General features: G+C 70.8%; 21 protein-coding genes. 9 read left to right on the top strand and 12 right to left on the bottom strand.

Going from position 1 to position 19,811, the window contains the following annotated elements; translation table 11 throughout:
- Positions 1-70: 70 nt before the first annotated feature.
- From ubiA to recG, 4 genes are read right to left on the bottom strand one after another with little or no spacing between them, the layout of a single operon-like run.
- A complete protein-coding gene (gene ubiA, locus WG923_RS20065) occupies positions 71-931 on the bottom strand; it encodes a 4-hydroxybenzoate octaprenyltransferase (protein WP_340352766.1) in 861 nt (286 codons plus the stop codon).
- Positions 931-1,869 (bottom strand): Dyp-type peroxidase, encoded by a 939-nt coding sequence (locus WG923_RS20070; protein ID WP_340352767.1) that lies wholly within the window; start codon positions 1,867-1,869, stop codon positions 931-933. The genes ubiA and WG923_RS20070 overlap by 1 nt, the downstream gene beginning before the upstream one ends.
- Positions 1,870-1,873: 4 nt before the next feature.
- Complete coding sequence (locus tag WG923_RS20075) at positions 1,874-2,827, bottom strand: LysR substrate-binding domain-containing protein (RefSeq protein ID WP_340352768.1); 954 nt, start codon at positions 2,825-2,827, stop codon at positions 1,874-1,876.
- Positions 2,828-2,874: 47 nt separating this feature from the next.
- Positions 2,875-4,965, bottom strand: coding sequence for an ATP-dependent DNA helicase RecG (gene recG / locus WG923_RS20080; RefSeq protein WP_340352769.1), 2,091 nt, complete (start codon positions 4,963-4,965; stop codon positions 2,875-2,877).
- Between the two features lie 62 nt (positions 4,966-5,027).
- On the opposite strand from recG, the gene queA reads away from it, so the two are divergent.
- Both queA and tgt read left to right on the top strand, forming a co-directional pair.
- Positions 5,028-6,053 (top strand): tRNA preQ1(34) S-adenosylmethionine ribosyltransferase-isomerase QueA, encoded by a 1,026-nt coding sequence (gene queA, locus WG923_RS20085; RefSeq protein ID WP_340352770.1) that lies wholly within the window; start codon positions 5,028-5,030, stop codon positions 6,051-6,053.
- Positions 6,054-6,063: 10 nt separating this feature from the next.
- A complete protein-coding gene (gene tgt, locus WG923_RS20090) occupies positions 6,064-7,224 on the top strand; it encodes a tRNA guanosine(34) transglycosylase Tgt (protein WP_340352771.1) in 1,161 nt (386 codons plus the stop codon).
- A gap of 144 nt (positions 7,225-7,368) precedes the next feature.
- Here the strand turns inward: tgt and sufT are convergent, their stop codons facing one another.
- From sufT to WG923_RS20130, 8 genes are all read right to left on the bottom strand, one after another.
- Positions 7,369-7,911: a putative Fe-S cluster assembly protein SufT gene (gene sufT / locus WG923_RS20095; protein ID WP_340352772.1), complete on the bottom strand. Its 543-nt coding sequence runs from the start codon at positions 7,909-7,911 to the stop codon at positions 7,369-7,371.
- Positions 7,908-8,366: a Fe-S cluster assembly sulfur transfer protein SufU gene (sufU, locus tag WG923_RS20100; RefSeq protein ID WP_340352773.1), complete on the bottom strand. Its 459-nt coding sequence runs from the start codon at positions 8,364-8,366 to the stop codon at positions 7,908-7,910. The genes sufT and sufU overlap by 4 nt, the downstream gene beginning before the upstream one ends.
- A gap of 95 nt (positions 8,367-8,461) precedes the next feature.
- The gene (locus tag WG923_RS20105; RefSeq protein WP_340352774.1) at positions 8,462-9,703 is read right to left on the bottom strand and encodes an aminotransferase class V-fold PLP-dependent enzyme; all 1,242 of its coding nucleotides are present in this window, start codon (positions 9,701-9,703) and stop codon (positions 8,462-8,464) included.
- Positions 9,696-10,907 (bottom strand): SufD family Fe-S cluster assembly protein, encoded by a 1,212-nt coding sequence (locus tag WG923_RS20110; protein ID WP_445322951.1) that lies wholly within the window; start codon positions 10,905-10,907, stop codon positions 9,696-9,698. The genes WG923_RS20105 and WG923_RS20110 overlap by 8 nt, the downstream gene beginning before the upstream one ends.
- A gap of 2 nt (positions 10,908-10,909) precedes the next feature.
- Positions 10,910-11,680 carry a Fe-S cluster assembly ATPase SufC gene (gene sufC / locus WG923_RS20115; RefSeq protein WP_340352875.1) on the bottom strand — a complete coding sequence of 257 codons (771 nt, stop codon included), beginning with the start codon at positions 11,678-11,680 and terminating at the stop codon, positions 10,910-10,912.
- 25 nt (positions 11,681-11,705) lie between these two features.
- Positions 11,706-13,160, bottom strand: a complete 1,455-nt coding sequence (sufB, locus tag WG923_RS20120) for a Fe-S cluster assembly protein SufB (protein WP_340352776.1) — start codon at positions 13,158-13,160, stop codon at positions 11,706-11,708.
- Positions 13,153-13,917, bottom strand: coding sequence for a helix-turn-helix domain-containing protein (locus tag WG923_RS20125; RefSeq protein WP_340352777.1), 765 nt, complete (start codon positions 13,915-13,917; stop codon positions 13,153-13,155). Before WG923_RS20125 ends, sufB begins: the two co-directional genes overlap by 8 nt.
- On the bottom strand, positions 13,914-14,570 hold the full coding sequence (locus WG923_RS20130) for an FmdE family protein (protein ID WP_340352778.1): 657 nt from the start codon (positions 14,568-14,570) through the stop codon (positions 13,914-13,916). The genes WG923_RS20125 and WG923_RS20130 overlap by 4 nt, the downstream gene beginning before the upstream one ends.
- Positions 14,571-14,767: 197 nt before the next feature.
- Between WG923_RS20130 and WG923_RS20135 the strand changes: the two genes are divergently transcribed.
- From WG923_RS20135 to WG923_RS20165, 7 genes are read left to right on the top strand one after another with little or no spacing between them, the layout of a single operon-like run.
- Positions 14,768-15,163: a group III truncated hemoglobin gene (locus WG923_RS20135; RefSeq protein ID WP_340352779.1), complete on the top strand. Its 396-nt coding sequence runs from the start codon at positions 14,768-14,770 to the stop codon at positions 15,161-15,163.
- Entirely contained in the window at positions 15,163-16,815 is a 1,653-nt protein-coding gene (locus WG923_RS20140) for a cbb3-type cytochrome c oxidase subunit I (protein WP_340352780.1), read from the top strand. Before WG923_RS20135 ends, WG923_RS20140 begins: the two co-directional genes overlap by 1 nt.
- Positions 16,805-17,407: a cbb3-type cytochrome c oxidase subunit II gene (locus WG923_RS20145; protein WP_340352781.1), complete on the top strand. Its 603-nt coding sequence runs from the start codon at positions 16,805-16,807 to the stop codon at positions 17,405-17,407. The genes WG923_RS20140 and WG923_RS20145 overlap by 11 nt, the downstream gene beginning before the upstream one ends.
- Positions 17,408-17,426: 19 nt before the next feature.
- Positions 17,427-18,029 (top strand): c-type cytochrome, encoded by a 603-nt coding sequence (locus tag WG923_RS20150; protein WP_340352782.1) that lies wholly within the window; start codon positions 17,427-17,429, stop codon positions 18,027-18,029.
- 15 nt (positions 18,030-18,044) lie between these two features.
- Entirely contained in the window at positions 18,045-18,506 is a 462-nt protein-coding gene (locus WG923_RS20155) for an RrF2 family transcriptional regulator (protein ID WP_340352783.1), read from the top strand.
- Positions 18,506-19,135, top strand: a complete 630-nt coding sequence (locus WG923_RS20160; RefSeq protein WP_340352784.1) for an SCO family protein — start codon at positions 18,506-18,508, stop codon at positions 19,133-19,135. The genes WG923_RS20155 and WG923_RS20160 overlap by 1 nt, the downstream gene beginning before the upstream one ends.
- The gene (locus WG923_RS20165; RefSeq protein WP_340352785.1) at positions 19,132-19,710 is read left to right on the top strand and encodes a hypothetical protein; all 579 of its coding nucleotides are present in this window, start codon (positions 19,132-19,134) and stop codon (positions 19,708-19,710) included. The genes WG923_RS20160 and WG923_RS20165 overlap by 4 nt, the downstream gene beginning before the upstream one ends.
- The last annotated feature ends 101 nt before the right edge of the window (positions 19,711-19,811 follow it).

Genomic DNA, 19,811 nt, shown 5'->3' on the forward strand with positions numbered 1-19,811 from the left:
CCGGGCGCTGGTGCAAGAACGAAGCACCGGGCGTGCCCCCACCCCAACCCTCCCCCGGAGGGGGAGGGAGTCACGACAGCGTGTAGCCCAGCACCGTCCCGGCGAACAGCGTGAACCCGAACCAGTGGTTCACCCGGAACGCCCTGAAGCACCCCTCGCGCGAGCGGTCGCGGATCAGCGTGTAGTGCCACGCCGCCTGCGCGAGTGCCGCGGCGGCCGTCAGCGCTATCCACGGCGCCGGGATGCGCCCGGCCATCACCACGCCCCAGACCGCGATCGCGGCCACGTAGCAGGCCATCACCACCGCCACGTCCGCGCGCCCCAGCGTGATCGCCGAGGTCTTGATGCCGATGCGCAGGTCATCGTCGCGGTCGACCATCGCGTACTCGGTGTCGTAGGCCAGCACCCAGAACAGGTTGCCGAGCAGCAGCACCCACGCCAGCAGCGGCACGTGCGCCTGCACCGCCGCGAACGCCATCGGGATGCCGAAGCTGAAGGCGATGCCCAGCACCGCCTGCGGCATGGCCACGTAGCGCTTCGCATACGGGTAGATCACCGAGATCGCCAGCGCCGCGAACGACCACGCGATCGCGGTGGCATTGGTCGTCAGCACCAGCGCGAACGCCAGCAGCGCCAGCACGGCGCCCAGCACCAGCGCCTCGCGCACCGAGACGGCACCGGTCGTCACGGGCCGCTGCGCCGTGCGCTTGACGTGCTTGTCGAACTCCCGGTCCGCCACGTCGTTGACGCAGCAGCCGGCGCTGCGCATCAGGATCGTGCCGAGCGTGAACACCGCGATCAGGTGCCAGCCCGGGAAGCCGCCCGCCGCGATCCACAGCGCGTACAGCGAGGGCCACAGCAGCAGCAGCCAGCCCGCCGGCCGGTTCCAGCGGATCAGGTCGAGGTACAGCGAAAGCTTGCCCGGTCCCATCACGACGTGCCGAGGCCCAGGCGGCGCAGGTCGAGGCGGCCGTCGCGCATCGGCGGACACCAGAAGTAGGAGCCGTTCACCGGCTTCGAGATCCCGAACAGCGCATCGAGGATGCCGTCCTCGTAGCCCGCCATGCGGCGCATCTGCGCCTCGAAGGCGTAGAAGGACTTGCCGAAGGCCACGAACATGAGGCCGGCCTGCATGTCGGCCATCCAGGGCATGGAGCGGCGCAGCACGAAGGCCTCGGGATCGAAGCTCTCCTGCGCCGTGCGCTTGACGTGCGCCGACTCGGGCGCGTCGTCCAGTTCCTCGTTGTCGGAGAGGCGCCGGCCGATGATGTGGTCGCGCGCCTGGTCCTCCACCGCCTCGAAGGCGTCGATGTCGTGGACCCACTGCTGCACGGCGACGTAGCTGGCGCCGTCCAGCCCCTCGCCGAGCCCGTGGGCGAAAGCCGCCTCTTCGGCCGCCTCGCCTTCCGGGTTCTCGGTGCCGTCCTCGAAACCCGTGAGGTCCTTGCCGTGGCTGTCGTTCCAGGCATGGCGGAAGGCATCGACGACGTGGCGCGGCGCGAAGGCCGGCGCCAGGGCCTTCTGCACCTTGCGCGTGACGTGCAGCAGGTCGCCGAGGTCCGAGCCGCGCAGCCACGCCCACAGCGTGCCCGGCGTGGAGGGCACCTTCACGCCATGCGCGGACAGGTCGGGGAATTCATGCAGGCCCGGGATCTCGGCGCCCAGGGCCTGCACCAGCGAAGGCCCGAGGCCCAGCACGACGTCGCTGCCGTCGACGAGCGGCGTCACGCGCGTGAGCGCCTCCTTGATCGCCGCCGCATCGACCTCGCGGCCGGTGAGCTGGAACCACAGGTAGCGCGCCACGGGAGGCGGCGCATCGAGGATGCCGGGCTGGTAGAGGCAGGCGGGCGTGGTTGGTGTTTCTCTCATGGATTCAGGACAGGCGTTTGACGCCCGGAAGTTCGCAGGCATAGATCGCATTGCGCAGCGCGGCGATCGCCTCGTAGCGCGTGAAGCTGCGGCGCCACGCCAGCACCACGCGCCGGCTCGGCGGGTCGCCGTCGAAGGGGATGTACTTGACGAAGGCCTGGTCCTCGCTGCGCCGCTTGGGCCGCGACGAGAAGGCCTCCTTGGGCACCGACAGGCGCGGCACCAATGTCACGCCCATGCCCGCGGCCACCATGTGCTTGATCGTCTCCAGCGAGGAGCCCTCGAAGCTCTTGCGGATGCCCTCGGCGTCGCTGGAAAAGCGCGCGAACTCGGGGCAGACCTCCAGCACGTGGTCGCGAAAGCAGTGGCCGGTGCCGAGCAGCAGCATCGTCTCCTGCTTCAGCTCCTCCGCCTTCACCGTCTTGTGCACGGAAAGCGGATGGTTGCTGGGCACCGCGGCGAGGAAGGGCTCGTCGTACAGCGGCGCGATGGCCAGCCCGGTGTCGGGGAAGGGTTCGGCCATGATCGCGCAGTCGATCTCGCCCGTGCGCAGCATCTCCAGCAGCCGCACGGTGAAGTTCTCCTGCAGCATCAGCGGCATCTGCGGCGTGCGCGCGATCGCCTGCCGCACCAGGTCGGGCAGCAGGTAGGGGCCGATCGTGTAGATCACGCCCAGTCGCAGCGGGCCCGCGAGCGGGTCCTTGCCGCGCTTGGCGATCTCCTTGATCGCGGCGGCCTGCTCCAGCACGCTCTGCGCCTGGCGCACGATCTCCTCGCCCAGCGGCGTGACGGCGACCTCGTTGGCGCTGCGCTCGAACAGCTTCACCTCGAGTTCGTCCTCCAGCTTCTTGATGGCGACGGACAGCGTGGGCTGCGAAACGAAGCAGGCTTCGGCCGCGCGGCCGAAATGCTTTTCGCGCGCGACGGCGACGATGTATTTGAACTCGGTGAGCGTCATTGTTCTGGTGCGTTCAGCCCGGCCCAGCCGCAAGCTATCGCCTTCCCTCAGGCCTTCAGGTATTCCGATTTTCCACCCAACCAGCGGCTCACGTGCCGGGCTGCGAGTTCGGGGTGACGGTCGAGCATGCGCGGCGCCACCGCGCGCGCCCATTCCAGCAGGTCCGTGTCGAAGGCCAGGTCGGCGAAACGCAGCAGCGGCGCGCCGGACTGGCGCGCGCCCAGGAACTCGCCGGGGCCGCGGATCTCGAGGTCGCGGCGGGCGATCTCGAAGCCGTCGCTGGTTTCGGCCATGGCCTTCAGGCGCGAGCGCGCGGTGTCGCCGAGGCGTCCGTTCTCGCCGGTCGAATACAAAAGGATGCATGCCGAGGCCGCCGCGCCGCGGCCCACGCGTCCGCGCAGCTGGTGCAGCTGCGACAGGCCGAAGCGCTCGGCGTGCTCGATCACCATCAGCGAGGCGTTGGGCACGTCGACGCCGACCTCGATCACCGTGGTCGAGACCAGCACGCCCATCTGGCCGCCGGTGAAGAGCGACATCACCGCCTTCTTCTCCGGCATGGGCATGCGCGAGTGCAGCAGGCCGACCAGCACGCCTGGCAGCGCTTCGCTCAGTTGCTGGTGGGTCGCCGTGGCGTTGGTGAGGTCCAGGGTCTCGCTTTCCTCGATCAGCGGGCAGACCCAGTACACCTGCCGGCCCTGCGCCACCTGCGCGCGGATGCGCTCGACGATCTCCTCGCGGCGGCTGTCGGCGATCAGCTTGGTGACGACCGGCGTGCGGCCCGGCGGCAGTTCGTCGATGGTGGAGACATCCAGGTCCGCGTAGTAGCTCATGGCGAGGGTGCGGGGGATGGGGGTGGCGGACATCATCAGCAGATGCGGCTCCTCGCCCGGAGCTTCGTCTTTCCCGCGCAGGCGGGAATCCATCTTCCCCCGCAGCGCCAGCCGCTGCTCGACCCCGAACCGGTGCTGTTCATCGATGATCGCCAGCGCCAGCGCCTTGAACTGCACCTGCTCCTGGATCACCGCATGCGTGCCGACCACCAGCGCCGCCTCGCCGCTCGCGATCAGCTCCAGCATCTCGGTGCGCTCCTTCTTCCGCTGGCTGCCCGTGAGCCAGGCCACGCGCAGGCCCAGCGGCAGCAGCAGCGGCTCCAGCCAGCCGATCAACTTGCGGAAGTGCTGTTCCGCCAGGATCTCGGTCGGCGCCATGAGGGCGCATTGCCAGCCGGCGTCGATGGCGATCGCCGCGGCCAGCGCGGCCACCACGGTCTTGCCCGAACCCACGTCGCCCTGCAGCAGGCGGTGCATGGGACGGTCGCGGTCCAGGCCCTGCGCGATCTCCTCGCAGACGCGGCGCTGCGCGTGCGTCAGCTGGAAGGGCAGTGCCGCGAGCAGTTGTTCATGCAGGCCGCCCGGCCTGGCGCGCAGCGCGGGCGCGCGCAGGCGGTCGTGCTCGCGCCGGCTGTGCACCTGCGACAGCTGCTGCGCGAGCAGTTCCTCCGCCTTCAGCCGCTGCCAGGCGGGATGGCTGCGGTCTTCCAGGGTGGCGAGCGACACTTCGGGGGTGGGGTGGTGCAGGAACTGCAGCGCCTGCTTCAGCGTCCATTCGCGCGCCCGGCCCGGCGCGGGCGGCGCATCGGGCGGGATGGTCTCGGAGAGGTCCGCGCGCTCCAGTCCGCTGGCCACCGCCTTGCGCAGATAGGGCTGCGGCAGGCTGGCGACCGTGGAGTACACCGGCGTCAACGCCTCCGGCAAGGCACCGCCCGCCTGCTTCCAGGCCGGATGCACCATCTGCCATCCGAGGAAGCCGCCCTTGATCTCGCCGCGGATGCGCAGCCGCGCGCCGACGGCGAGCGACTTCTGCTGCGAGGGATAGAAGGTGAAGAAGCGCAGCACGCAGGTGTCGGTGCCGTCGTCCACCTTCACCACCAGCTGGCGGCGCGGGCGGTATTGCACCTGGCAGTCCGTCACCGTCGCCTCGAACTGGATCGTGTCGCCCTCGCGCGCATCGCGCAGCCTGGAGATGCGCGTCTCGTCCTCGTAACGCAGGGGGATGTGCAGCGCCAGGTCGATGTCGCGCGCCAGGCCCAGCTTGATCAGGGCTTTCTGCGGTTCCGACAGCGCCTTGGTATCCGGCATGGGACAATTCTGCCCTGCTCTTCCCACCAACCTTGGAACGGGTCCGTCCGGCCCTCAAGCGCATGCGCCACTTCACCCTGGGCGATTTCGATTTCGCCCTGCCCGACGAACTGATCGCCCAGCACCCCGCCGCCGAACGCAGCGGCTCGCGCCTGCTGGATGGCACCGGCCCCACGCCCGTGGACCGCGTCTTCCGCGACCTGCCCGGCCTTCTCCGTGAAGGCGACCTCCTGGTCTTCAACGACACCCAGGTCGTGAAGGCGCGCCTGTTCGGCGAGAAGCCCACCGGCGGCAAGCTGGAACTGCTGGTCGAACGCGTGCTGGGCGAACGCGAAGTCGTCGCCCACATGAAGGTGAGCAAGAAGCCGCCGCCCGGAACCGAATTGCGCATGGACGGCGGCTTCACCGCCACCCTGCTCGGTCGCTGGCCGCAGGACGACGGCCCCCTCTTCCGCTTCGCCTTCAGCGACGATCCCTACCGCCTGATGGAGCAGCATGGCCACGTCCCGCTGCCGCCCTACATCACGCACGCCGACAGCGAGGAAGACGCCCGCCGCTACCAGACGGTGTTCGCGAAGAACCCCGGCGCCGTCGCCGCGCCCACCGCCGCCCTGCACTTCGACGAGGCGGTGCTGGCGGCCCTGGACGCGCGCGGCGTGCAGCGCGCCAGCGTCACGCTGCATGTGGGCGCCGGCACCTTCCAGCCGGTCAAGACCGAGGACATCGCCCAGCACCGGATGCACAGCGAGTGGTACGAAGTGCCGCAGGCGACGCAGCAGGCGATCGCGCAACTGCGCGCGCGCGGCGGCCGGCTGGTGGCCGTGGGTACGACCACGGTCCGCACGCTGGAGTCCTGGGCCCGGTCCGGCCAGGCGAGCGGGGACACCGACATCTTCATCACTCCCGGTTTCGCCTTTCGCGAAGTCGACCTGCTGCTCACCAACTTCCACCTGCCCAAGTCCACGCTGCTGATGCTGGTGAGCGCCTTCGCCGGCTACGAGCACGCCATGGACCTCTATCGCCACGCGGTGGAAAGCCGCTACCGCTTCTTCAGTTACGGCGACGCGATGCTGCTCGCGCGCACCTGAACACCCCACGATGCTGAAGTTCGAACTCCTGAAAACCGAGGGCCTCGCCCGCCGCGGCACCCTCACCCTCAACCACGGCGTCGTGCAGACGCCGGTCTTCATGCCCGTGGGCACCTACGGCACCGTCAAGGGCGTCATGCCGCGGTCGCTGGAGGAGATGGGCGCGCAGATCATCCTGGGCAACACCTTCCACCTGTGGATGCGCCCGGGGCTGGACGTGCTGCAGCAGTTCGGCGGCCTGCATGCCTTCGAGCAGTGGGACAAGCCGATCCTCACCGACTCCGGCGGCTTCCAAGTCTGGAGCCTGGGGGAGATGCGCAAGATCAGCGAGCAGGGGGTGAAGTTCGCCTCGCCGGTCAACGGCGACAAGCTGTTCCTCACGCCCGAGATCTCGATGCAGATCCAGACCACGCTGAACTCCGACATCGTGATGCAGTTCGACGAGTGCACGCCCTACGACACGCAGGGCCACATCACGACGGAAGCGGAGGCGCGCTTCTCCATGGAACTGTCGCGCCGCTGGGCGCTGCGCTGCAAGGACGAATTCGCGCGGCTGGAGAACCCGAATGCGCTGTTCGGCATCGTGCAGGGCGGCATGTACGAGCACCTGCGCGAGGAATCGCTCGCGGCGCTGGTCGACATGGACTTCCCCGGCTACGCGGTCGGCGGCGTGAGCGTCGGCGAGCCCAAGGAGGACATGCTGCGCATCATGGCGCACACGCCGCATCGCCTGCCCGCCCACAAGCCGCGCTACCTGATGGGCGTGGGCACGCCGGAGGACCTGGTCGAAGGCGTGGCGCAGGGCGTGGACATGTTCGACTGCGTGATGCCCACGCGCAACGCGCGCAACGGCCACCTGTTCACGCGCTTCGGCGACCTGAAGATCCGCAACGCCAAGCACCGCAGCGATGCGCGTCCGCTGGACGAGACCTGCACCTGCTACACGTGCCGCGGCTACACGCGCGCCGACGGAACGGTGAGCGGCGGCTTCTCGCGCGCCTACCTGCACCACCTGGATCGCTGCGGCGAGATGCTGGGGCCGATGCTGGCCACCATCCACAACCTGCACTTCTACCTGAACCTGATGCGGGAGATCCGCGAGGCGCTCGATACGAACACCTTCGCGGCTTACGCGCTGGCGTTCCGGCGGGATCGGCAGCGCGGGGTGTGAAGGAAGTTTCGTAGGCTGGCGGTGACGCGCGGAGCGCGGCAACCCCAGCGCTGCCGCGCCGAATCGCTGGGGTTGCGCTTCGCTCCACCGCCAGCCTACGGGCCGCCGACCTGCGCGGGCGCGCTTCCCGATCGGGGCCGGCGCTCAAAGCCCCAGCGCCAGTTGCGCGGCCTCGGACATCCGCGATCGGTCCCACGGCGGGTCGAACACGAGGTCCACCTTCACCTCGCCCACCTCGGCCAGCGCCAGCACCTTGTCGGCCACTTCCTCGGCCAGCAGCTCGCCCATTCCGCAGGCCGGCGCGGTGAGCGTCATGTCGATCTCCACGCGGGTGCGGCCGTCCTCCTGCGGGGCGAGTTCGCAGCGATAGACCAGTCCCAGCTCCACGATGTCCACCGGGATCTCCGGGTCGTAGCAGCTGGCCAGCGTGCGCCAGATGCGCTGTTCCAGGTCCGCATCGCCGTCGTCCTCCTCGGGCGCAGCCACCGGCACCGGCTTGCCGATCGCGTCGGCGTCGCTGCCCTTCAGGCGCACGAGCTGGCCTTCGACCAGCAGCGTGAAGTTGGAGCCGAGCGCCTGCGTCACCTGCCCCAGCATCCCGGGCTCCAGCTCCAGCGGCGTGCCGTCCGGAACGCGTCCCACGGTGACGGCGCGGCGCACGATCACCTGTTCCCGGCGCGGCCTCATGCGCCGGCCTCCGGCTGCCCCGCACCCACCGGCTCCTGCAAGGCGTGCATCAGCGCGTGCCAACCGAGCAGCGCGCACTTGATGCGCGACGGGTACTGGCGCACGCCGGCGAGGCTGGCCAGCTTGCCCAGCGTGACTTCTTCCGGTTCCGCCTGGCCCGTGAGCACGGCGCGGAAGTGCTGTTGCAGCGCCCGCGCGGCCTCCACCTGCGCGCCGAGCAGCGCCTGCGTCATCATCGAGGTCGAGGCGATGCAGATGGCGCAGCCCTGGCCGGTGAAGCCGATGGCGTCCACGCGCCCGTCGGCCAGGCGCAACTGCAAGCGCACCTCGTCGCCGCATTGCGGATTGCGCCCTTGCGCTTCGTGCGTGGGCGCGGCGATGGCGCCGAAGTGGCGCGGCGCGCGCTTGTGTTCCAGCACCAGGTCCTGGTACAGGTCGTCGGTGACGAAGCTCATTGGATAACCTCCCCCAGGATCCGTCCGCCGCGCGGACTCCTCCTCCCCCCTCCGCAAGCGGAGGGGGCGAGCGCCTTCGGGCGGCCGGGCGGCGCTCATCGCAGCACCTGAAGCGCATTCGCCACGGCGTCGGCCAGGCGCTCGACCTCGTCGTGGGTGTTGTAGATCGCGAAGGAGGCCCGCGTGGTCGGCCCGACGCCCAGGCAGGCCAGCAGCGGTTGCGCGCAGTGATGGCCGGTGCGCACGGCAATCCCGCGCGCGTCCAGCAGCGTGCCCAGGTCGTGCGGATGCACGTCGGCGGCGACGAAGGAAACGATGGCCGATGCGCTGGCGTGCCTGGCCAGCACGGTGACGCCCGGCAGCGTGGACAGGCGCTGCACGGCATGCGCGCGCAAGGCCCGCACATGCGCGTCGATGGCATCACGTCCGGTCACGTCGATGAAGTCGGCCGCTGCCGCGAGGCCCACCGCGCCCGCGACATTCGGCGTGCCGCCCTCCAGCCGCGCGGGCAGCGCGGCCAGGCTCGCTTCGCTCTCGCTGACCCACTCCACCATGTCGCCGCCGAAGCGCAGGGGGGCCAGCCGTTCCAGCGCGGCTCGCCGCCCGGCGAGCACACCGATGCCCATGGGCCCGTACATCTTGTGGCCGGAAAAGGCCATGAAGTCGCAATCCAGTTGCGACAGCTGCGGCACTTCGTGCCCCACGGCCTGCGCGGCATCCAGCACCGTGAAGGCCCCGGCCTCGGCGGCGAGCGCCAGCAGGGCCTCGTAGGGGGGCCGCTCGCCCGTCGCGTTCGCGCAGGCGGTGACCGCGAAGACACGGGTGCGCGGGCCCAGCAGCCGCGCCAGGTCGTCGGCGTGCAGGCGGCCTTCGACGTCGGGGCGCAGCACCAGCAGGCGCGCGCCGCTGCGGCGCGCGGCCACCTGCCAGGGCACCAGGTTGGCGTGGTGTTCCAGCGCCGTCGTGATGATCTCGTCCCCCGGGCGCAGCACGGGCGGCGCGAAGCCCGCATCCGACAGCCCGTGAGCGACGAGATTGAGCGACTCGGTGGTGCCCGAGGTGAAGACCAGTTCGTGCTGCGCACCCGCGCCGACGAAGCGCTTGAGCGTCGTGTGCGCGTCCTCGAACGCCTGCGTCGCGCGCTCGCTGAGCGTGTGCACGCCGCGATGGATGTTGGCGCGATGGCGGCGCTCGAAGGCTTCCATCGCCTCGCGCACGGCCACCGGCATGTGCGTGGTGGCCGCGTTGTCCAGGTAGGCCAGGGGCGCGTCGTGCACGCGCTGCGCCAGTCCGTCGAAACCGCCAGCGAGCGTATGGGGCGAAAGCAGCTTACCCATGGGCGGGCTCCGTGCCGGCGGATCCGAACTGGCGCGCGAGGGCGGCAGCCAGCGCATCTTCCAGGCGCAACGCCGGCGGCAATGCGGCCTCGTCGATGGCCCGGGCGAGCACCGCGCGCGCCAGGCCGGCCACGATCAGCGAGCGGGCCTGCGCCTCGTCCAGCCCGCGCTGGCGCGCGTGGAACAGCGCTTCCTCGGGCAAGGCACCCCAGGTGGCGCCGTGGGCGGCCTGCACCTGGTCGTGGTGGATCTCCAGGTGCGGGCGCAGCACGATGCGCGGATGTCCCGCGACGGGAATGCCGGCCAGGCGCTGGCGCACGTCGGCGTCGTCGCAGCCGGGGGCGATGCGCGTGTGCGCGCTGGCGACCATCTGTGCCCTGGCGCCGGGCAGCGCGATCATCTCGACGCCGCTGCGCGTGCGCGGTGCGGCGTGGCGCGCCAGCACCTGCTGCTCCAGCGCGCCCGTCGCCCCGAGCAACACGCCGGCGACCTGCACCACCGCATCTTCACCCTGCAGCTCGAACACGTTGCGCTGCAGGTGGTAGGCCGCGGTGCCGGCCAGCAGGCACTGCGCATAGACGGCGGCGCGCTCCAGGCGCGCGTGCACGTGGTGGGCCAGGCGATCGCCCGCGGCGGGGCTCACGCTACGCAGGTGCTGCAGGTGCGCGCCCTCCTCCAGGACCACATGCACCTGCAGGTTCTGGACGCCCGACACGCCCGGGCCGCCCTCGTGCGTCTCGAGCAGTACGCAGCGCGCCCCGGCTTCCAGTTCCAGCAGCAGCAGCGGGGCTTCGACGGCCCCGTGCCCGCGGTGCGCCAGGTGCAGGAAGGTCGGCGCCGCGCCCGGGCCGGCCGCACCCACCCGCACCCGCAGCGCATGGCGCAGCAACGCGCGATGAGCCCAGGCGAACGGGGCGGCGTCATCCTCCCCGGGCAGCGGCAGCCCCGACAGCAGCCTGGCACGCTGCGCGGCATGGACCATGTCGAACCAGCGCAGTTCGGCGTTGCCCACAGGCACGCCCGGTATGTCGCGCAAGGACCAGCCGCAATCCGGCGGCCCGTCGTCGATGCTGGCTTCCTCGCCCAGCCAGGCCGCCGCAGGCGGCGGCGGCAGGTGCCGGAACAGTTCCGCCTTGCGCGGGATCCAGCCGTGCGCCGCAAGCTGCGCGCGGGCGGCCGGGCGGGGGTCGAGGGCCATGTCCATGCTCAGGCCTCGAGCGCCTGGCGCGCCGGCGCGTAGCCGGTGCGCGCGATGTCCTGCACCAGCTCGAGCCCGCCGCTTTGCGCGATGCGGCCGGCATCCAGCCGCAGCACCGCGTCCGGCGCCAGCGATTCGATCAGCTGCTGGTAGTGCGAGACGACCAGGAAGCCGGTGCCCTGCGCGCGCAGCGCGGCAACCAGTTCCACCGTGGCCCGCACGCCATCGACGTCCATGCCGGAGTCGATCTCGTCCAGGATCGCGATGCGGGGCCGCAGCATGGCCAGTTGCAGCAGCTCGTTGCGCTTGCGCTCGCCGCCCGAGAAGCCCTCGTTCACCGGCCGGTTCAGCATCGCTTCGGGCAGGCCCAGCCGGCGGGCGGCGGCGCGCGCTTCGCCGAGGAAGTCGAAGGCGTCCAGTGGCGCCTCGCCGCGGGCCTGCCGTACCGCGTTGACGGCGGTGCGCACGAACAGGTTGTTCTTCACGCCGGGGATGTCGGGCGGCGCCTGGAAGGACAGGAACAGGCCGGCGCGGGCGCGCGCTTCCACGCTCATCGCCAGCAGGTCCTCGTCGCCCAGGCTGGCCTGCCCGCGGGTCACCTCGTAGCGCGGGTGACCGGCCAGGGCCAGGCCGAGGGTGCTCTTGCCGCTGCCGTTGGCGCCCATGAGGACGACGACGGCCCCGGCATTCACCTGCAGCGAAACGGACTGCAGCACGGTGCGGCCGGCGACGGCGACGCGCAGGTCCTGCACCTGCAGCACGGGGGGATGGGAGTGCATCTCTTCTCTCTGGTTCATGGGGGCTTCAGCCGACGGCGCCTTCCAGCGACACGGCCAGCAGCGAGCGCGCCTCGAGCGCGAACTCCATCGGCAGCTCCGCCAGCACCGACTGGCAGAAGCCGCCGACGATCAGCGCCGTGGCCTCCTGGGCATCGAGGCCGCGCTGGCGGGCATAGAACAGGCGTTCCTCGGAAATGCGGGTGGTGGTCGCCTCGTGTTCCACCTGCGCGTCGGCGCGCGCGGCCTCCACGTAGGGAAAGGTGTGGGCGCCGCAATCGCCGCCGATCAGCAGCGAGTCGCACTGCGTGTGGTTGCGCGCGCCTTGCGCGGTGGGCGCGACGCGCACCAGCCCACGGTAGCTGTTGTGCGCATGGCCGGCGCTGATGCCCTTGGCCACGATGCGGCTCGTGGTGTTGCGGCCGATGTGGATCATCTTGGTGCCCGTGTCGGCCTGCTGGAAATGGTTGGACACGGCCACCGAATGGAACTCGCCGCTGGAGTCGTCGCCGCGCAGCACCACGCTCGGGTATTTCCAGGTGATCGCCGAGCCGGTCTCGATCTGCGTCCAGGCGATGCGCGATCGGCGTCCCGCGCACAGACCGCGCTTGGTGACGAAGTTGTAGATCCCGCCGCGGCCGTGCTCGTCGCCGGGATACCAGTTCTGCACCGTGGAGTACTTGATGCGCGCGTCGTCGTGCGCGACGAGTTCCACCACCGCCGCGTGCAGCTGGTTCTCGTCGCGCTGCGGCGCGGTGCAGCCTTCCAGGTAGCTCACCTCGCTGCCGGCCTCGGCGATGATCAGCGTGCGCTCGAACTGGCCGGTGTTGCGCGCATTGATGCGGAAGTACGAGGACAGCTCCATCGGGCAGCGCACGCCGGCGGGCACGTAGACGAAGGAGCCGTCGGAGAACACGGCGGAATTCAGCGCGGCGTAGAAGTTGTCGCCGGGGGGCACGACCGAACCGAGGTAGCGTTCGATCAGCTCCGGGTGGTGCTCCACGGCGTGCGAGAAGGAGCAGAAGATCACGCCGACCTGCGCCAACTGCTCGCGGAAGGTGGTGCCGACCGACACGCTGTCGAACACCGCGTCCACCGCCACGCCAGCCAGGCGGGCGCGTTCGTGCAGCGGCACGTTGAGCTTCTCGTAGGTTTCCAGCAGCTTGGGATCGACGTCGGCCAGGCTCCTGGGCCCGTCCTTCATCGACTTCGGCGCGGAGTAGTAGCAGAGGGCCTGGAAATCGGGCGGCTGCATGCGCAGCTGCGCCCAGTCCGGGGGGCTCATGGACAGCCAGCGCTCGAAGGCGGCCAGCCGCCAGCGCAGGAGGAACTCGGGCTCGCGCTTGCGCCGCGAGATCTCCCGCACGGTTCCCTCGTCCAGCCCGGGCGGCAGCGCGTCGGACTCGATCTCGGTGACGAAGCCGTGGCGGTAGGGTTGCTGCAAGGCGCGTGCGAGCGGCGCTTCGGCGGCGATGTCAGGCATGGAGGGCCGTTTCGCGCAGCGCGGCCGGCTGCCGCAGCGGCAGTTCGTCGAACAGGCGCACCAGCGCGCGGCGGTTCGGGAGCACCACCGAGCGGCCGTCGATGCGCAGCAGGCCGCGGCGCTGCAGGTCCGCGAACGTGCGGCTCACGGTTTCCAGCTTCACCCCGAGGTAGCTGCCGATCTCGCGCCGCGTCATGCGCAGGTGGAACTCGGTGGCCGAATAGCCGCGCGCATGCAGCCGGTGCGACAGGTTCAGGAGGAAGGAGGCCAGCCGCTGCTCCGCGCTCATGCAGGACAGCAGCACCGCGAGCTTCTGCTTGCGCACCAGTTCGCGCGCCAGCAGGCGCGGCAGCGCCGCGTACAGCTCGCGCGTCTCCTCGCGCGGCGGGCCGCCGTGGGCGAGCACGATCACTTCCGAGTCCTCCAGGGCGACGGCGCTGCTGGCATGCCGATCCTCCGCGAGGCCGTCGAGCCCGAGCAGTTCGCCCGAGAGCTGGAAGCCCGTGACCTGCTCGCCCGCGTCCGGCGTGGCGACGACCGCCTTGAAGGTGCCGCTGCGCACGCCGTAAAGGCTGCGGCAGGCGTCGCCCTCGCGGAACAGGGTTTCGCCGCGCTGCAGGCGGCGGCGCGGCGCCGGCACCGGGCCGATCGCGGTGCCGATGCTGGCGAGCGTGCAAGGCAGGCAGGGATCGTCGGCGCGATAGGCAGGGCAGCGCGCAATGGGTGAGCGGCCCAGGGGCAGGGCGGCGACGTTCATCGTGCGGCGTCCGCCAGGACCGCTTCGGACTCCCGCTCCAGCACGATCACCTCGGGGTCGTCGGCATGCTCCAGCAGCAGGCGCCTCACGCGGTCCTGCCAGCCGGCGCGGAAGGCCTCCTGCTCCTCGGGCGAGGCGAGCCCGCGCAGGCACAGGGGCATCAGCTGCATCACGCGCGGATCGCCCGCCACCGGCATCAGGTCGGCCGACACGCCCACGCTCGCGCCGGTATCCAGCCGCGTGAAGCGCAGCTGCGTGCCGATGGGCGCGTCATAGGCGAGCAGGCCCTGGCGCGCGAAGCGTCCGCCGATGCCGTGGAAGCCGCTCTCGCCGGCCGCTCCGGTGAGGAAGCCGGCGACCCCGCCGATCACGCCGGTCACGCCCTCGGCTGCGGGCTCGCGCAGTTCCACGCGCAACTCGCCACGCCGCGGCAGCGTGTCGGGGTACAGCGCGCGCAGAGCGGCGCGGGTCATGAGGAAGGCGCTCGCCACCGTGGGGCACGAGTGGCCGGCGAACTGCACCGCATCGGCGTAGCAGTATTCCAGCAGGCCGCCGCGCACGGCGCCCAGGAATTCCGCCAGCGGGTCCTGCACCCGGATCGTGGGCGCTTCGTCGAAGAAGGAGGGGAAGGAGGCGAAGGCGTCGGTGGGCATGGCGGATGGTGCGGCGCAGGGGCTCGCATAAGATGACTATTTAATGAATGTATTGTAGGCACTCGCGGCAGCGGGAGGTGCAGTGACCCTTCCGCCAGCACCGTTGTTCCCCGCGGCCCCGCACGGAAATGTCCGTCGCCTGAAGATTCTTTCTTCATGAATCTTATAATCACGCCTCTTCGACAAGACGACGCGACATGCCCACCCCCGACCTCTGCACCGAGGAAGAAGTGACCCGCCTGGTCCACGGCTTCTATGCGCGCATCCGGCAGGACCCCCTGCTCGGCCCCATCTTCGACACGCACATCCGCCAATGGGACCCGCACCTGGCCACCATGGTGGACTTCTGGTCGGGGGCGCTGCGCGGCACCGCACGCTTCCGCGGCGCGCCGATGCCCAAGCACGCCGCCCTGCCCGGCCTGCGTGCGGACCTGTTCCACCACTGGCTGGCGCTGTTCCGGCAGACCACGGCCACCCTGGGCAACGAGCCCATGGCCGAACGCGCCAACGAACTGGCGCTGCGCGTCGCCGAAAGCCTCTGGTACGGCTACCAGGCCGCCCGCTCGGCCGACGCGCGGGAAGGGGTCGCGTGATGGACAGCGCAGTCCTCAGTCTGCTGGCGGCGTTCCTGCTTTCGCTACTGGGCCTGTTCGCCTTCATCTGGTCGCTGCGCCAGGGCCTGCTGGTGGAGAACCCGGCCGCGGCCTCGGTGATCTTCGCGCGCGGCGAGGTGGGCCGGGTCGACGACCCGGCCCTGCCCGCCGCCGACCAGAAGTCGCTGCAGGCTGCCGCCGCCCATGCGCCGGCGCCGGATGCCGATGCCGCCGACCTGCGCGCACGCGTGCTGGCCGACCGCTCCAGCGCCTTTCCGGTCTTCATGTTCGTGGCCTTCGCCTGCTTCTGGCTGCTGCTCGGATCGGTGGCCGGCCTGACCTCGTCGATCAAGCTGCACGCGCCGGACTGGCTGGTGCAGCAGGGCTGGCTCACCTTCGGCCGCATCCGCACCGTGCACCTGACGGCGGTGCTCTATGGCTGGATCACCAACGCGGCGCTCGGCCTGATCCTGTGGCTGCTGCCGCGGCTGCTGCGCACCGAACTGCGCGGCGCCGTCTGGACGCTGCTCGGTGGCGCGCTGATCAACACCGGCATCGCCGCCGGCATCGGCGCCATCGCCATGGGCTGGAGCGACGGCATGGAGTACCTGGAGATCCCGTGGCAGATCGGCCTGTTCCTGGTCGCCGGCCTGGCGATGATCATCCTGCCGGTGCTCACCACGCTGGTGAACCGGCGCACCGAGCACCTGTACGTGAGCGTCTGGTACCTGGTGGCGGGCCTGCTGTGGGTGACGCTGCTGTTCATCGTCGCCAAGCTGCCGGGCGTGCACACCGGCGTGCAGCAGGCCACCACCAACTGGTGGTACGGCCACAACGTGCTTGGCCTTTGGTTCACGCCGGTCAGCGTGGGCGCGATCTACTACTTCCTGCCGAAGATCATTGGCCGGCCGGTGCGCTCGTACAACCTGTCGCTGCTGGGGTTCTGGACGCTCGCCTTCTTCTACGGGCAGGTGGGCGGGCATCACCTGATCGGCGGCCCGGTGCCGGGCTGGCTGGTCACGCTGTCGATCGTGCAGAGCCTGATGATGGTGATCCCGGTGATCGCCTTCACGATCAACATGGCCGGCACGCTGCAGGGCCGCATGCACCTGGCGCGCTGGTCGCCCACGCTGCGCTTCATGATGTTCGGCGGCCTGGTGTACCTGGCGTCTTCGCTGCAGGGCTCGATGGAGGCGCTGCGCAGCGTCAACGCCGTCACGCACTTCACCCACTACACCGTGGGCCACGCGCACCTGGGTGCCTACGGCTTCGTCAGCATGGTGCTGTTCGGTGCCATCTACTTCATGCTGCCACGGGTGCTGAACTGGGAGTGGCCCTATCCGCGCCTGATCACGCTGCACTTCTGGCTGGCCGCCGTGGGCATCACGATCTACTTCGTGGCGCTCACCATCGGCGGCTGGCTGCAGGGCCTCGCGATGCTCGACCCGGCCCGCGCCTTCATGGAGTCGGTGACGCTCACGCGGCCCTACCTGCAGTGGCGCTCGGTCGGCGGCGCGCTGATGCTGGCGAGCCACCTCGTGTTCGTCGGCCACTTCCTCGCCATGGCCCTGCGCTTCGGGCCGATGCGCGCCGGCGCCGCCCTGTTCGGGGCCGCGCGCCACGACGACCTGGAACCCGCGTATGGAAAATGAAACCAAGCTGGCCGCCGGCGCGATGGTCGCGCTCGGCGTGGCCACCGCCGCCCTCGTGGTGCTGCCCTACCTGCAGGTGAGCGACGTCCCCGCGCCGGCGAAGCTGCAACCCTATACCGCCTCGCAGCTGCGCGGGCGCGAGGTGTACGTGGCCAACGGCTGCGTCTACTGCCACAGCCAGCAGCCGCGCGATCGCGGGCTCGGACCCGACGCGCAGCGCGGCTGGGGCCGCGCCTCGGTGCCGGGCGACTACGTGTACGACAAGCCGCACCTGCTGGGAAGCATGCGCACCGGGCCGGACCTGTTCAACATCGGCGCGCGCCAACCGAGCAAGGACTGGAACCTGGGCCACCTGTACCAGCCGCGCGCGTACGTGAAGGAATCGATCATGCCTTCGTACCCCTTCCTGTTCACGGTGAAGGACGCAGGCGAGGCCCAACGCGAAGGCGAGCAGCCGCTCCAGCTGCCGTCGGGGTTCGGGCCTGCCGAAGGCCAGGTCGTCGTGCCCACGCCGCAGGCCCTCGATCTCGTGAAGTACCTGCAGACGCTGGACCACACCTATCCGGTGCTGCCCGCGCCGCCCCAACCCTGATCCCGCGAACGGACACGCCATGCCGACCCCCGCCCCCGCGCCCACGCCCGCGCAGCTGCGCGAGACCGCCGATCCCACCGAGCGCAGCCAGCCGATCCCGCTGGTGGTCGCCGGCATCACCCTCGCGATGGTGCTGGCGGGCGCCGGCTACATCCTGTTCTCCGAGCCCTTCGGCATGCCGGGCCTCGGCGACCGCCGCACGCTCGCCGACCTGCGGCCCGCGGCCGGCGCGGCCGGCGCGATCGACGGCAAGCAGCTGTTCGCCGCCAACTGCGTCGCCTGCCACCAGGCGGCCGGCACCGGCGTGCCCGGCGTGTTCCCGCCGCTGGACGGCTCCGAGTGGGTGCAGGGCGAGCCGCGCGTGCTGGCCAACATCCTGCTGCACGGCATCGAGGGCGAGCTCACGGTGAAGGGCACTGCGTACAAGGGCAGCATGCCCTCGTTCGCGCGCCTGGGCGACGCGGAGCTGGCCGCGGTGGCGAGCTACGTGCGAGCCAGCTGGGGCAACCACGCGGCGGCCCTGCCGGCCGAACTCTTCGCCACCGAACGCAAGCAGAATCCACGCAGCAAGCCATTCAACGGCGGCGCCGAGCTCGCGGCGCTGCCGGCCCGATCGCCCTGAACCCGAGGACCTGCAATGCGGCTCGCGCGCATGACCGATTACGCCATCCGGCTGCTGATGTACGTGGCGCAGCGGCCCGAGCGCCTGTGCACCATCGCGGAGGTGGCGGCCGCCTACGACATCTCGCAGACCCACCTGATGAAGATCACCCACCAGCTCGCGCTGGGCGGCTGGCTGGACACCACGCGCGGCAAGGGCGGCGGCATCCGGCTGGCGAAGTCGCCGGCCGAGATCCGGCTGGGTGACGTGGAGCGCACGATGGAACCCGACTTCTTCATCGTGGAGTGCTTCTCCAGCGGCCACAGCTGCATGCTGCATGGCAGCTGCGACCTGACCGGCGTCATGGACGGCGCGCTGCGCAACTTCATGGCCCACCTGGACGCGTACACGCTCGCCGACGTGCTGCCGAAGGACAAGGGCCCGGCACGCGCGACGCCGCTGCGCTTCCACGGCCGCAACAAGATCCTTGCCCGCTGATGGTCCGCACGTTCGTGCTCTGTGCCGCGCTGCTGTGGGCCGCCTGGGCCGGCGCCACGCGCCTGACGCACGGCTTCCAGGCGTGGACGGAGGAAGGCGCGCGGCGCATCGAGGTGGCCCGGGCGCCGGTGCCGGCTCCGGGCGTCGCGGTGCAGGGCCCTGGCGTAGGCGCGCGTGACTTGCGCGGGCTCCTGGCCAACGGCCGCGACGTGAGCATCGTGGAGTTCGTCTACACGCATTGCGAGACGCTGTGCCTGGCGGGCGGCACCGTGTTCCAGCAGATGCAGGCGACGCTGCAGGCCGCCGCCAAACCGGCGCACGTGCAGCTCGTCTCGATCAGTTTCGATCCGGCACGCGACGACCGGGCGCGGCTGGCCACCTACGCGAAGAGCATGGGCGCCGATCCCCGCTGGTGGCACTTCGTGCGCGTGCCCACGCCCGCCGCGACGCAGACGCTGCTCGATGCCTTCCGCGTCGTCGTGGTGCCGGACGGGCGCGGCGACTTCCAGCACAACGCCGCGCTGCTGGTGGTGGACCGCCAAGGCCGGCTGCTGCGCATCTTCGATTTCGCCGAGCAGCAGCTCGCGCTGGACTACGCCGTGCACCTGGCCGAGGGAGGCGCGCCGTGAAGCGGCTGCCCGCGACCGCGGCGGCGCTCGCCGGCCTCGCCGTGCTGGCCCTGCCGCCCGTGCGCCGGCTGCTGGAATCCAGCATGAGCCTGCACATGCTGGTGCAGTTCCCGCTCGTGGTCGCGGCCGGCTACTTCCTGGCGCGCGCGCTGCCCACGGCCTGGCGCCGGCACGTCGATGGATGGAACGCGCATGGCATCGCGGGCCTGCTCGCCTGCGCGCTCACGCTGATGGTGCTGATGATCCCGCGCCTGCTCGATCTCGTGCTCGTCGACGCGCGCGCCGAGGCGGCGAAATGGCTGGCCCTGCTCGCCTGCGGCGCGGCGCTGCAGCTGTCGTGGCGGCGCGCCGGCCTGCTGGTGCAGGCCTTCTTCCTGGGCAACCTGCTGCCGATGATGGCAGCCGCCGGCCAGCTGTACCAGGATGCGCCCCTGCGACTGTGCAATGCCTACCTGCTGGACGACCAGGTGCGGCTCGGGCAGGGGCTGGTCATCCTCTCCGTGCTGGGGGCGATCGGCGCCATCGCGGTGGGACTGCGGCGCGCCAAGCTGTGGCCGGCGCGCGCATCGGCGTGATCGGGGTGGGGTAGGCTGGCGGTGACGCGCGAATGCGCCGGAACCCCAGCGCTTCGCGCATCGCTGGGGTTCGCGCTGACGCGGCTCACCACCAGCCTACC

This window comes from Ramlibacter sp. AN1133 (assembly GCF_037890035.1).
Classification (GTDB): domain Bacteria; phylum Pseudomonadota; class Gammaproteobacteria; order Burkholderiales; family Burkholderiaceae_C; genus Ramlibacter.